This is a genomic window from Collimonas sp. (assembly GCF_035566375.1).
Taxonomy (GTDB): Bacteria; Pseudomonadota; Gammaproteobacteria; order Burkholderiales; family Burkholderiaceae_D; genus Collimonas.
The window spans coordinates 28,652-41,855 of the sequence record NZ_DATMRK010000016.1; the positions used below are offsets into that span (position 1 = coordinate 28,652).

10 protein-coding genes are annotated in these 13,204 nt (G+C 58.7%); 6 read left to right on the top strand and 4 right to left on the bottom strand.

The genetic code is table 11. The features are described 5' to 3' along the window. Positions 1-358: 358 nt before the first annotated feature. The gene (locus tag VNZ60_RS04420) at positions 359-1,465 is read left to right on the top strand and encodes a mechanosensitive ion channel family protein (protein ID WP_325657213.1); all 1,107 of its coding nucleotides are present in this window, start codon (positions 359-361) and stop codon (positions 1,463-1,465) included. Positions 1,466-1,479: 14 nt separating this feature from the next. On the opposite strand, the gene ppc is transcribed toward VNZ60_RS04420, so the two are convergent. Continuing rightward, a complete protein-coding gene (ppc, locus tag VNZ60_RS04425; protein ID WP_325657229.1) occupies positions 1,480-4,350 on the bottom strand; it encodes a phosphoenolpyruvate carboxylase in 2,871 nt (956 codons plus the stop codon). Positions 4,351-4,593: 243 nt separating this feature from the next. Here ppc and hemC point away from each other — a divergent pair, with 243 nt between their 5' ends. The 5 genes from hemC (at position 4,594) to VNZ60_RS04450 (ending at position 10,274) form a co-directional block, all read left to right on the top strand. Next, entirely contained in the window at positions 4,594-5,535 is a 942-nt protein-coding gene (hemC, locus tag VNZ60_RS04430) for a hydroxymethylbilane synthase (protein ID WP_325657214.1), read from the top strand. 39 nt (positions 5,536-5,574) lie between these two features. After that, the gene (locus VNZ60_RS04435; protein WP_325657215.1) at positions 5,575-6,369 is read left to right on the top strand and encodes a uroporphyrinogen-III synthase; all 795 of its coding nucleotides are present in this window, start codon (positions 5,575-5,577) and stop codon (positions 6,367-6,369) included. Further along, positions 6,366-7,559, top strand: coding sequence for a uroporphyrinogen-III C-methyltransferase (locus tag VNZ60_RS04440; protein ID WP_325657216.1), 1,194 nt, complete (start codon positions 6,366-6,368; stop codon positions 7,557-7,559). Before VNZ60_RS04435 ends, VNZ60_RS04440 begins: the two co-directional genes overlap by 4 nt. 4 nt (positions 7,560-7,563) lie before the next feature. Continuing rightward, on the top strand, positions 7,564-8,760 hold the full coding sequence (locus VNZ60_RS04445) for a heme biosynthesis protein HemY (RefSeq protein ID WP_325657217.1): 1,197 nt from the start codon (positions 7,564-7,566) through the stop codon (positions 8,758-8,760). 191 nt (positions 8,761-8,951) lie between these two features. Continuing rightward, on the top strand, positions 8,952-10,274 hold the full coding sequence (locus VNZ60_RS04450) for a hemolysin family protein (protein ID WP_325657218.1): 1,323 nt from the start codon (positions 8,952-8,954) through the stop codon (positions 10,272-10,274). A gap of 31 nt (positions 10,275-10,305) precedes the next feature. Here VNZ60_RS04450 and VNZ60_RS04455 read toward each other — a convergent pair whose 3' ends face one another. The 3 genes from VNZ60_RS04455 to VNZ60_RS04465 all read right to left on the bottom strand — a co-directional run bounded on the left by VNZ60_RS04455 (position 10,306) and on the right by VNZ60_RS04465 (position 12,932). Continuing rightward, the gene (locus VNZ60_RS04455) at positions 10,306-11,268 is read right to left on the bottom strand and encodes a hypothetical protein (RefSeq protein WP_325657219.1); all 963 of its coding nucleotides are present in this window, start codon (positions 11,266-11,268) and stop codon (positions 10,306-10,308) included. A gap of 96 nt (positions 11,269-11,364) precedes the next feature. Next, positions 11,365-12,147, bottom strand: coding sequence for a 3-hydroxybutyrate dehydrogenase (locus tag VNZ60_RS04460; RefSeq protein ID WP_325657220.1), 783 nt, complete (start codon positions 12,145-12,147; stop codon positions 11,365-11,367). 44 nt (positions 12,148-12,191) lie between these two features. Further along, positions 12,192-12,932 (bottom strand): acetoacetate decarboxylase, encoded by a 741-nt coding sequence (locus VNZ60_RS04465; protein WP_325657221.1) that lies wholly within the window; start codon positions 12,930-12,932, stop codon positions 12,192-12,194. Between the last annotated feature and the right edge of the window lie 272 nt (positions 12,933-13,204).

The window sequence follows — 13,204 nt, forward strand, 5'->3', positions numbered from 1 at the left end:
TATCACACGCAGGAACGCTGGTATCGGTCAGCTGCTCATGTCAAACGTTGAACGTCCGGTTTTTTCGATGCTCGACAGACGGCAAGGGGGCGGATCTTGCCTCCCAAGGTTTAGAAATCGGCCATTCAAAAATCTAGAAAGCCAATGACCGCAACCGCATGCCTGCCGTTGGAGCCGCGAGCCGTGACAGGCAGTTCAGGGGTTGTACAATTCAACCGGCTTTACCGGTTTCGTACTGGATCCGAAAATGGGAAAAGCCCTGTTGTGGCAGAAGAAACTATAGTGCCCAAGCTTTGACAGCTTGCAGCGGGGGAGCAGGCCGGATTCGCGGATTCGATTAAATTACAGGAGTCCTTGGATGAATTTGCGCATTTTCCCTGAGTTGCAATATCTGGAGTTTGACCTCTATGTACTTGGCGTTGCCCTTCTGGCGGCGTTGCTGGCCGGCGTGCTGCACCATGTGGGTGTCAGGCTGCTGCGCCGGCTGATCGGCAATCGGCCTTACCTCGCCAACCTCAGTTTTATCGCTTATCACGCCAGCCAGGTGTGCCTGATTCTGTTCGCGGTGCGCCTGGTGCTGACCGGGGCGCCGGACGATACTCGCTGGCTGTTGCCGTTGTCCCGCCTGACCTCGGTGGCGCTGATCATCGCCTTGACATGGCTGGCAATGCGCTGCATTCGCGCCTTAAGCGTCACCGTTGTCCAGCTCAACCCCGTCACCGCCGCCGATAACCTGAAAGCGCGCCGCATCGTGACCCAGACCAGGGTGTTGACGCGCAGCGCCTACTTCATCGCGACACTTCTCGGCCTGGGCTTCGCCTTATTGACGTTACCCGGCGCCCGCCAGTTCGGCGCCAGCTTGCTAGCCTCGGCCGGGGTGGCGGGCCTGGTCGCCGGGATTGCGGCGCGGCCGGTGCTAAGCAACTTCATCGCCGGCATGCAGATCGCATTTTCGCAACCGATCCGCATCGACGATGTCTTGATCGTTCACGGCGAATGGGGGCGAGTCGAAGAAATTACCGGCAGCTTCGTGGTGGTGCGGATATGGGATGAAAGGCGGCTGATCGTGCCATTGCAATGGTTTATCGAAAACCCCTTCGAAAACTGGACGCATAAATCCGCGAACATCCTGGGCACGGTTTTCCTATGGCTGGATTTCGCCGTCCCGGTGCCGGCCGTGCGCGCTGAATTCGAGCGCGTGTGCCAGCAATCCTCTTTGTGGGATGGCCGGGTTTGCGTGCTGCACGTGACCGACGCCAACGAGCGCGCCATGCAAGTGCGGCTGCTGGTCAGCGCGAAGGATTCCGGCACCGCGTTCGACCTGCGCTGCGCCATCCGCGAAGCCATGATCGGTTTCATCGCTCGTGATTATCCGGAAAGCCTGCCGCGCTTGCGCGCGGCGCTCGACGCCGAGCCAGCCAAAACAACCGACCTCGGCGTTGAGCAGCCCGGCGCACCGGGCTAGTTGCCTAGTTGCGGCTAGCCGGTATTGCGCAAACCGGCGGCGATGCCATTGATACTCAAATGGATGCCGCGTTTCACCCTTTCCTCCGTGGTCCGGCCGGCCGCGGTCACGCTGCGGTGGCGCTTGATCAGTTCGACCTGCAAGTGATTCAGCGGATCGAGATAGGCGAAGCGGTTTTTGATCGAACGCGCCAGCAAGGGATTGCCCGACAAGCGGTCCTTGGCGCCGGTGATGGCAGACAGGATGCTGCTGGTGCGCTCATGTTCATCGACGATGCGCTTGAAAATGCTGTTGCGCAGCTTGCGGTCGGTGACTAGTCCGGCATAGCGTGAGGCCACCGCCAGGTCGGTCTTCGACAGCACCATGTCCATGTTCGACAACAGGGTGGCGAAGAACGGCCATTCCTTGTACATGGCGCGCAGCGTCGCCAGTTTCTGGGTTCTGAGTTTGCTGTCCTGACCTTCGTCCAGCCAGCTCTCGATGGCGCTGCCGAAGCCATACCAACCCGGCAGCAGCAGACGGCACTGGCCCCAGGAAAAGCCCCAGGGGATCGCCCGTAAATCTTCGATGCGGCGGGTTGCCTTGCGCGAGGCGGGGCGCGAGCCGATGTTCAGTTCGGCGATTTCGGCAATCGGCGTCGCTGCAAAAAAATAGTCGGTGAAGCCGGGGGTTTCATAAACCAGGTTGCGGTAGGACTGGTAAGCCCGTTCCGATAAACCATCCATCAACTGTTCGAATTCGCCCAGCTTTTTGGTCTGTTTGCTATCGGCGTTATTCGGCATCAGGCTGGCTTCCAGCGTCGCTGCCACCAGCAGCTCCAGGTTGCGGCGGCCGATTTCCGGATTGGAAAACTTGGAGGCGATGATCTCGCCTTGCTCGGTCAAACGGATCTGGCCGTTGACCGTGCCCGGCGGTTGCGCCAGGATCGCCTGGTAGCTCGGGCCGCCGCCACGGCCGACGGTGCCGCCGCGGCCATGGAACAGGCGCAGCTTGACGCCGGCTTGATCGAATACGCGCACCAGCTGGATCTCGGCCTTGTACAGTTCCCAGTTGGAAGTCAGGAAGCCGCCATCCTTGTTGGAGTCGGAGTAACCCAGCATCACTTCCTGCAGCTTGCCTTGCTTGGCGATCAGCCGCGCCACTGGCGGCAAGGCCATGAATTGCTCCATGATCGCTGCGGCGCGGCGCAGGTCGGGAATGGTTTCGAACAGCGGAATCACCATCACTTCCAAGGCGTCCGCTGCGGCTTTGCCCTTGCCGCCAGCCGAACTAGTCGACTCGGGACGCAGTAAGCCGGTTTCCTGTTGCAGCAACAAGACTTCCAGCAGATCGGACACGGTCTCGGTGTGCGAAATGATGTAGTTGCGGATCGAACGTGCGCCGTAGCGCTGCCGCATTTCACCGGCGGCGCGCAAGATCGAAAGTTCGGAATTGGTTTCGTCGGAATAGTCGATATATGGTGAGTACAGCAGGCGCGGTTTGGCCAGTTCGGCCAGCAGCAGCTCGATCTTCTGTTCTTCGCTCAGTTTGTCGTAAGCGCTTTCCACCTGGGCTTGGGCAAACAGCTCGGTCAACACCCGCTCATGGACATCGGAACTTTGACGCATGTCGAGCGAGGCCAGATGGAAACCGAAAATCTCGGAGGCGCGCTTGAGCGTTGCCAGCCGTGGTTTGATCAAGGCGCTGCCGTGGTGGGCGCGTAGCGAATCTTCGACGATTTGCAATTCCTGGGTGAATTCCTGCGGCTTGTCATAGTGGGCCGCGGCGCCGACTTCCTGCCGCAGGATGTTGGTGGCGCCGAGTTCGCGCGCAGTCGAGGCCAGCCTTGCGTAAATCCCGATCAGGGCGCGCCGGTAGGGTTCGTCGGCGCGATGGTCCGAAGTGTCGGGCGAATTTTCCGCCAGCATCAGCAATTCCTGATTGACGCTGACCATCAGGGTCGATACCGATAATTCCGCGCCCAGGGCGTGCACTTCTTCCAGGTAGAAATCGAAGATGGTGGTCGATTGCCGCGTCAGGGCGCGCTGCATGGTGCTGGCGTTGACGTTGGGATTGCCGTCGCGGTCGCCACCGATCCAGCTGCCCATCTGCACGAACGGCGCCAGTTCGGTGCTGGTCTGGCGGGCGCGAGTCGGGAACTGGGTAGCGATCTCGCCTTCGATGTCGTCGTACAGCGCCGGCAGTTCGCGCAGGAAAGTGATGCGATAGTAAGACAGGGCGTTTTCGATTTCATCGGCAACGGTCAGCTTGGTATAACGCAGCATGCGGGTTTGCCACAGGGTGGCAATGCGGCCGCGCAGCAGTTCGGTGTTGTCGCGCGATTCTTTGGCGGTCAGCGGGCGGTCGCGCTCGGCCAGCAGGCGGGCGATCTCACGCTCCGCATCCAAAATGCTCTTGCGTTGCACTTCGGTCGGATGGGCGGTCAGGACTGGCGAAATCAGGGCGTCCTTCAAGAAGCTGCGCACCGTTGCGCCCGATACACCGGCGTCATCCAGCTTGCTCAAAGCATGCGCAACACTGCCGGCCTGGGCTGCCGATCCGGCCAGCAGATGGGCGCGGCGGCGGCGATTGTGGTGCTGGTCCTCGGCGATATTGGCCAGGTGCGAAAAATAGGAAAACGCGCGCACCACCGAATTGGTCTGGTCGCGCGTGAGTTTCTTGAGCAGTTTGTCGAGATCGGCGCCGGCTTGCGGATCCGATTCACGGCGGAAGCGCACCGCCGTCTGACGTATGGTTTCTACTACTTCAAATACCGCATCGCCCTCTTGATCGCGCAGCACATCGCCCAGCAAGCGGCCCAGCAGACGGATATCTTCTTTGAGTGGAGCATCTTTATTGGGAGCGGGTTTTTTTACCTGGACAGCAGAATTCAATTGTTTTGCCATAATGGACGAGTGCAATCAGCTTTTCTGGGGTGGGAACGAGGGGATTTGTAACTTGTCAAACGCTTACTGTATATACAATTTGATATAGAGGGTACAACGGAGACAACAGAGAGCGCATGCTAAAATCCAGCGCGAAAATGACGCGTTTTGATAAAGAGCCTTGGCGGTCAATTAACTCTGTTTTGGCTGCGTCGCTCTGTATTTACAGTAACAGTGCCGCATAGCTAAATTTTGAAAGTACCTGTGTCGAAAATATCCTCCCCTTCCAAGTTAGTGATCGCATCGCGTGAAAGCCGGCTGGCCATGTGGCAAGCGGAACACGTGCGCGCCCGGTTATCTGCATTATATCCAGACTGTAATATAGAAATCCTCGGTATGACTACCCGCGGCGATCAAATTCTTGATCGCACCTTGTCCAAGGTCGGCGGTAAGGGTTTGTTCGTCAAGGAGCTGGAAGTGGCGATGGCGGAAGGCCGCGCCGATCTGGCGGTGCATTCGTTGAAGGATATGCCGATGGAGCTGCCGCCCGGTTTTACGCTGGCAGCCGTGCTGGAGCGCGAAGATCCGCGCGACGCTTTCGTCTCGAACGACTACGCCAGCCTGGAGCAACTGCCTGCGGGCGCCATCGTCGGCACCAGCAGCCTGCGCCGTCAGGCTTTGATCGCAGCGCGCTTCCCCTTGCTGCAGATCAAGCCTCTGCGTGGCAATCTCGATACCCGCCTGGCCAAGCTCGATCGCGGTGAATATGCCGCCATCATCCTGGCCGCTGCCGGTCTCAAGCGGCTCGGCCTGGCCGCGCGCATCAAAGCCCAGATCGAGCCTGAACAGAGTTTGCCTGCGCCGGGGCAGGGCGCGATGGCAATCGAGATTCGCGCCGATCGTGCCGATCTGCAAGAAATACTCGCGCCCCTGAATCATCTGCCTACAGAGTTGGCGGTGACTGCGGAGCGCACCTTGTCGCGCGCTTTTGGCGGCAGCTGCCAGATTCCGCTGGCGGCGTTTGCCACCATCAGCGGCGACCAGATGCGCTTGCGGGCGATGATCGCCACGCCGGACGGCCTGCGGGTGGCAATTGCCGACGCCAGCGGCGCCGCCGATGCGCCTGAGGTTTTGGGAGAGCAGATTGCCGCAGCGCTGGAGGCGCAGGATGCGGCGGCGATTCTGGCGCTGTGCAAGGAGGCCTAGTGTTACGGCGCAGTGATTTTCCCCGATGCCGGCAAGTAGATGGCTGCCATGCAGCCTAGCCCATCCTTGCACCCGATCATCATCACCCGGCCGGCGGCGCAAGCCAGCGCCCTGGCGCAGCAGATCACGGCGCGCGGCCGTCAGCCGATAATTTTCCCCTTGCTGGAAATCCTGCCATTGAGCGATAGCGCGCCTTTGCAGGCAGTCCTTGATCAGCTCGATACTTTTGCATTGGTGGTGTTTGTCAGCCCGAATGCGATCGACGCCGCTTTTCGCCATATAGCAAGCTGGCCACCGCAGCTGCCGATCGGGATTGTCGGCGAGGGCAGCAGGGCTGCTCTGGCGCGGCATGGCGTGACGGCGCAAAATGCCACCATCTTCAGCCCGCCGGATCCCGCCAGGACCGATTCTGAAGGGCTGTTGCAGGCACTAGACCTGGCTACCTTGCGCGGCTTGCAAGTGTTGCTGGTGCGCGGCGAAAGCGGCCGTGAGTTCTTTGCCGACAGCTTGCTGGCGGCGGGTATCAAGGTGCAAGCCGTGGCCGCCTACCGGCGCCAGGCGCCGGTCCTCGATGCGGCCTTGAAAAGCCGGCTGCAACTATTGCTGAATACCGAAAACGACTGGATACTGACCAGCTCGGAAGCGCTCAGGCATCTGATGGACCTGGTGCAAGCGGTCGCAGGCAGCGCCGGTGTTGCAAAAATCCAACAGCAGAAACTCCTTGTCCCGCATGCCCGCATTGCCGAAACGGCATATGCACTGGGATTTAGCGATGTGACTCTCACCGGCTCAGGCGACGAACGGCTACTCGACGCGTTACAATTCCCGCTATGAACGAATCGATACCCACTCCAGAATCGAAGCAGCCTGCTGGTCCTGCCGTCAATGCGACGACAGTGCCATCGCCGCCGCCCGTGCTGCAACCTTTTGCGGTCAACCAAGATAAGAGCTCAAAACGGTCGCTCGGCCTGATTTACGCCGTCTTGCTGCTGCTTGCCGTGCTGCTGGCAGGGCAATGGTGGACGATGCGTAGCGAGAACAACAAGCTGCGCCAGGAAATAGCGCACCGTTTGCAAGTCGGCGACAGCAGCAATACGGAAACCAAGGTGCTGGTCAAGTCGGTGCAGGACGAGACCAAGGATTTGCAAGGCAAGGTCAGCGTGCTCGAAAGCAAGCAGGTCGAGTCGCAAAGCCAGCAACTGGCGCTGGAGCAGCTGTATAAAGACCTGTCCCGCAACAGCGATGACTGGACCCTGGCCCAGGTTGAAGACGTGCTGTCGACCGCCAGCCAGCAATTGCAACTGGCCGGCAACGTCCAGGGTGCGTTGATCGCACTGCAAAATGCCGACAAAAATCTGTCGCGTTCCGACAAGCCGCAATTCATCATCGTGCGGCGCGCCATCGCCAGCGATATCGAAAAACTGAAAGCCTTGCCAACGCTGGATGTCACCGGCATCGCAGTGCGCCTTGACAGCGTTATCGGCCAGATCGATGGCATGCCGCTGTTGTCCGACGAGAAGCCGATCGTCGGCGTCAGCAAGCCGAGCAATCAGCCCGTACAGCCCGTAGCCAGCAGCAAGGCAAAACCGTCCGCCAGCGCCAATGTCGCCAAATCGCAAGTTGCGGCCGATACCGTGGTAACTGACTGGAAGAACGGTCTGAAGGACAAATGGCAAAGCTGGAGTGCCGAGATGTGGACCGAAATCAGCCAGTTGATCAGGGTCCGCACGGTTGCCACGCCTGACGCCTTGCTGTTGTCGCCGACCCAGGCCTATTACGCCAGAGAGAACCTGAAGCTGCGTTTGCTGAACGCCCGTCTCGGTCTGCTGTCGCGTAACGAATCGGCGTTCCGCAGCGACCTGATCGCGGCCCAGGAAACCATCACCAAGTATTTCGACACCCGCGCCAAACAGACCCAGACCGTACAGACCATGCTGAAACAGGTCCAGAGCAGTAATCTCTCGATCACCATGCCGGCGCTGGATAGCCCCGCGGCGATCCGTACTTACAAAGGCAAGCCATAGTCCTATGCGATTCTTTCTCCGGCTTGTTGCTCTGTTTGCAGTCGCCATCGGCCTGGCCGTACTGGCGCGTTACAACCCCGGTAACGTGGTGCTGTTTTTCCCACCTTACCGGATTGACCTGTCGCTGAATTTTTTCGTCGTATCGCTGGCGATTTTATTCATCATCCTGTACGTAGTGATCAGGACGATCCGGGTTACCCAGAAGTTGCCGGCGCGGGTCATCGGCTATCGCCGTCACAAGCGTGAAACCACTTCCAATAACGCCTTGCGCGACGCCCTCAAGTCTTTGTTCGAGGGCCGTTTCGGCCAGGCAGAGAAAGCTGCCACGCGCGCCGCCGAACTGCCTGACAACCTCGGCGTAGCGGCCCTGATCGGCGCCCGTGCCGCCCATCGCATGGGGCAAGCCGAGCGCCGCGATATCTGGCTGGCAAGCATAGAAGAAGATGAGCCGCTGAAAACGGCGCGCCTGATTACCACCCTGGATTTGCTGGTGGACGAACACAAATCGCAGGCGGCGTTACACACCGTCAGCGAATTGAACGCCCGCGGCACGCGTCATATCCACGCCTTGCGACTGGCCCTGAAAGCCAACCAGCAAGCCAAGAACTGGACCGAAGTGCTGCGTCTGGTACGGACCCTGAACAAACACGACGCCTTGCACCCGGCCTTGTCGACGCGCTTGCGCGAACTGGCTTACGACGGTTTGTTGTCGGACGATGCACACGATGCCGAATCGATTACCCGGTTGTGGGCCACGGTGCATAGCGAAGACCGGATCAAGCCGTTTATCGCCATGCGCGGCGCCCAAGCTTTCAACAAATCCGGTTTGCATGCCGAGGCCCGCGCGATTGTCGAAAAATCCCTGGCGGCAGAATGGGACCAGCGTCTGCTGGCAGTCTATCGCGAGGCTGCCGCGGCTGAGGCTAGTCCCGAGCTGCTAGCACAAATCGAGCATTGCGAACATTGGGCCATCAAGGCGCCGAATGACGCGGAGCTGGAATTGACCTTGGGCAGCTTCTGCCTCAAGCAAAAATTATGGGGCAAGGCCCAGCGTCATCTGGAGCATGCTTTGTCGGATGCGGTGGCGCCGGCCACGGTGCGCGAAGCGCATCTGAAACTGGGACAATTACACGAGGCGATTGATCAGCAGGCACTGGCAGCCGAGCATTATCGCCAGTGTGCGATGGCGACCACGCTGTAGTTGGCAAGAGTCGCAGCAGCCTCCCGAAATGGGGCAGAGTTATACGCGGTTTGATCGTGTAAAACTCTGCCTCATTTTTCTTGGCCGCTACAGTTTGAAACACCTTGGCAGAGGTGTAATCGCGGGCATTTTGTTAAAAGCACAATCGTCGCCTATACTTGTCGTCCGTCTTTATTCATGAAAGAGATTCATTGAACAACCTGTTATTGGTTATCGCAGCATTATTTCTGGTAGCACTCAACGGTTTTTTTGTGGCTGCCGAATTCGGTCTGGTCAAATTACGCCAGACCCGTATCCGCGCCATCGCTAAGACGCAAGGCTTGCGAGGCCGCATCCTGGCGACAGTGCATCACCAACTGGACGCTTATCTGTCCGCCTGCCAACTCGGTATTACACTGGCCTCGCTAGGCCTGGGCTGGATCGGTGAGCCGGCTTTTGCCAGCTTGTTGCAGCCGCTGTTTGGCTGGATCGGCGTCAGCTCGCCGGAGCTGATACACGGCATTTCTTTTTTCTTCGCCTTCTTCCTGATTTCCTTCCTGCACATCGTGATCGGCGAACTGGCGCCCAAGACCGTGGCGATTCGCAACCCCGAAGTGATAGGACTGTGGTGCGCCTTGCCCCTGTACGGTTTTTACTGGGCCATGTATCCGGCCATCTGGACGCTCAACGCCAGCGCCAACTGGATCTTGCGTATGGCCGGCCTGGCCGCCGCTCACGGCCATGATGCGCAGTATTCGGCAGATGAATTGAAATTGATTCTGCGCGGCAGCCATATCGGTGAAAAATTCAACCGCGAGGAATGGAATGTGCTGGCGCAATCGCTGGATTTCAGTGAACTCGAGGTTTCCGACCTGATGCGGCCCATCAACGAAATCACGGCCCTGCACCAGGCCCGCAGCCTGCAGGAGAACTTGCAGACGATCTATCGTCACCGCTTTAGCCGTTACCCCTACTTCGACCAGAGCGGCGTCAACGTACTCGGCGTGATCCATCTGAAAGATTTGTTTATCGCGCAGCAGGAAGGCAAGTCGATCGAAAGTTTGAACGCGTATTTACGGCCGGTGGAATACGTCTCGCCGCGCATGCCGGCACTGGAACTGTTCCGCCGCTTCCGTACCGGCTCGCCGCATTTTGCCATCATCGGTAAAAAAGGCAGCAAGCCGGAAGGTTTTATCACGCTCGATAATTTGCTGGGCGCGATGGTGGGTGAGATCCGCGACGAATTCCGCCGTAACGACAACGAATGGAGCCGCCTGGACGACGGCACCTTGCTGGGCAAGGGCAGCCTGCCGATCTTCAGCCTGGAACGGATACTCGGCATTGATGTCGCGATCGAAGGCGACGAAGATGTCGACTCGGTGGGCGGCCTGATCATGGCCAAGCTCGGCGATTTGCCGCACGAGGGGCAAAAAATCGAATTCGACGGTTTCGATATCGTGGTCAAGAAGATGAACGGCCCGCGGATTGTGCTGGTCAAGGTGTATCCGGCGCCGCGTGCGCTTGATGCTGGATAACACCATTGACAGGTACACACAGCAGCCGACTCTAGGGGAAAAACGCTCCCAGACGCACTGACCAGCTCGCAATCGGCGTGGCCGACCAGGCATTGCCGTTATACAGGTAAAGACGCTGGCTGCGCAGTTTGCCCGGCCACGGTTGTTCGTCCAGCGACAAGCCAAGGCTAGGCTGGCATTCCGGACGCGGGAAGCGGCCGTCCTGATCCAGGACCTCGCGCATGCGTTGGGCGTCGCCATTCATGCGAAACGCCATCGGCACTATTTCATCGGCCGGCAGATCGGTGAGCCAGGCGTCACCCACGCACCATGAGGCCAACGCCGTGATCGATAAGGCGACGTTAGCGGGCAGGGCGTCGCGGCTGCGTTTGACGACATCTGCCAGGAACGGTTTCTGGCTATGCATGACTTCGAAATCGAGCTGCACCACCTGGCTCGGGCTGCGGGTTGCGGCGGCAGTTACAGCGTTGACGATGATGCGTTTTTGTTTTTCGTTCAACGCCGGTTTATGCGCGTCATCCGCCATGTCGACATGAACGATAGTGAGCAGCGGTATTTTTTGCCGCAGGCCGCTGTGCGCATACCACGCCGGCGGCAGGCGCAGCGCTTGCTGTCGGCGCCGGACATTGGCGCTGCCGTCGCGTAGCAGGATAGTGGTGTCCAGAACCGCAATGCCGATCCGCTGCTCCTGGATTGCGGGTGTCGGATTGTCGGCAGCACTGTTAAGTTTGGCTTGCCTGCTGCTGCCAACGATCCAGCTACGAACGTCATCGGGCCGTTCCCCTACCCACAGCATCAGCGGCGGCAGAGCGGCAAGAGCGGCTTGTCTGCTGGTTGCGGATAAATCCGCTGCCGGCGTCCCGGCTGGCTTGGTTTGCACGGTTTTGGCGAGCAGATTGGCGCTGCTTAGCAGCAATATGCAAGACAAACCAACCAGGCCAAGCCGACGGGCTGGGGCTGACAGAAAATCGGACAGAAAATACCTTGTACTCAAAATGGCTTCTCGAATTGAATGCAGCTGCGGTCGATAAAAAGGGCAAGACTTCTTGCCCTTTTGTGCGTTACGTCAGTGACCGGCAACTGCTAATAGTTATTGCATAAACCAGCCGTGGCTGACCACGATCGATTGCCCGGTCAGTGCGTTGGATTCGAAACCGCCGAGGAAGATCGCAGTTTGCGCCACATCGTGGGTAGTGGTGAACTCGCCGTCCACGGTATCCTTCAGCATCACGGTCTTGACCACCTGGTCTTCAGTAATGCCGAGTTCCTTGGCTTGTTCCGGAATCTGCTTTTCCACCAGCGGCGTGCGAACGAAACCAGGGCAGATGACGTTGGCGCGGATCTTGTTTTTCGCGCCTTCCTTGGCGACCACCTTGGCCAGGCCGATCAAGCCGTGCTTGGCGGTGACATACGGCGCTTTCAGCGGTGAGCCTTCATGTGAGTGTACCGATCCCATGTAGATGATGGCGCCGCCGTTGCCCTGCTTGATCATTTCACGCATCGCCGCGCGCGTGGTCAGGTAGGCGCCGTCGAGGTGGATCGCCAGCATTTTTTTCCAGTTATCCAGGGTCGAGTCGACGATCGGGGCGATGATCTGGATTCCGGCATTGCTGATCAGGACGTCGATGCTGCCAAACGCGGCGACGGCGTCGGCGATGCCTTTGTCGACCTGCGCTTCATCGGTGACATTCATGGCGACTGCCATCGCGACGCCGCCCGACTGGGTGATTTCGGTGGCGGTGGCGGTGGCGGCGTCGAGCGCCAGGTCGGCGATCACGACCTTGGCGCCGGCGCGCGCGTATTCGATGGCGATTTCCTTGCCGATGCCGCTGGCGGAACCGGTAATCAGTGCAACTTTATCTTTGAGTGACATGGCATTCCTTTATTTGGTTACTTGGTTACTTGCTGTGTGCTTGCTTACTTGGCCAGATAATCATGGACGACTTTGCCCAGAGGCAGCGTCAGGTCGGTCAAAATGTGTACCGCCGATATTACTTCAAGTACCGGCAAATCGGCCACCGGCGCTAGCGCGTGGGCGTACAGTTCGAGTGCGCCGGGACCGGTCCAGGCGCCTTTTACGGTGATGTCGGTCAGGCTGTACTGTACCAGTTCGCAGATGCGCGGAGTACCGTCGACATGGGGAATGATTTTCAGCAAAAAGGCTGGTGCTTCGAGCGATTTCCTGGCCGCTTCCTTATCCATCGGGCGGTGCTTGAATCCCATGGTGCCGGTAGCGACCCGCAAGTCACTGTAGTCGAGTGTGCCGACCAGCGTGTCTTTATGTACCTGCAGCGCCGGTTCGCCCAGCTTTTTCGGGAAGCCCCATAACTCACGGCCGCCGGCGGTCGGCGGGTGATCGTTCAGATACATGCTGTGAGAGTAGCCGCCGGCAACCCCGTTCAGCGTGACCGGAATCACTTGACCCGATTCGCAGTAGTGGCCAAAACCGGTTGAATCCGGCATGTTGATGAATTCGAATTTGACGATAGGTTCGACGAATTGCAGAGGCGCCGGCAGGATTGCCCGGAGTGCATCCGGATCGGTGCGATAGGTGATGATCAGGAATTCGCGGTCGACGAAGCGATAAGGTCCGGGAGGGTAGGCCGGATTATGGATAGGCATCGCAAAGGCGTTTTTGAGGACTTCGTTTTCAGTCATGGTTCTTCCTTGTTATGAAAAGAATTGCTTGCGACGCGACTTGTTTGAGACAGACCAGACAAGCGAAAGGTTGCCATTACTTTCCATGTTTTGTGTAAAGAGTCTGTTTCGGTTCAGGTGCAAGGGTTCAGGTACAAGACATGTCGTTATTAATGATGCAACATAAAACATACGCCGCCACAAAACAGAATACACAAGCATTGTGACAAGACCATCTCAAGTCTTTCTTAATACGTACTAATACGTATTGCTAGTTACGGATTGCTTGATAG

Coding starts and splice junctions, on each gene's coding strand:
- VNZ60_RS04420 (WP_325657213.1), top strand. CDS start 359: ATGAATTTGCGCATTTTCCCTGAGTTGCAATATCTGGAGTTTGACCTC.
- ppc (WP_325657229.1), bottom strand. CDS start 4,350: ATGGCAAAACAATTGAATTCTGCTGTCCAGGTAAAAAAACCCGCTCCC.
- VNZ60_RS04435 (WP_325657215.1), top strand. CDS start 5,575: ATGGCTGCCATGCAGCCTAGCCCATCCTTGCACCCGATCATCATCACC.
- VNZ60_RS04440 (WP_325657216.1), top strand. CDS start 6,366: ATGAACGAATCGATACCCACTCCAGAATCGAAGCAGCCTGCTGGTCCT.
- VNZ60_RS04445 (WP_325657217.1), top strand. CDS start 7,564: ATGCGATTCTTTCTCCGGCTTGTTGCTCTGTTTGCAGTCGCCATCGGC.
- VNZ60_RS04460 (WP_325657220.1), bottom strand. CDS start 12,147: ATGTCACTCAAAGATAAAGTTGCACTGATTACCGGTTCCGCCAGCGGC.
- VNZ60_RS04465 (WP_325657221.1), bottom strand. CDS start 12,932: ATGACTGAAAACGAAGTCCTCAAAAACGCCTTTGCGATGCCTATCCAT.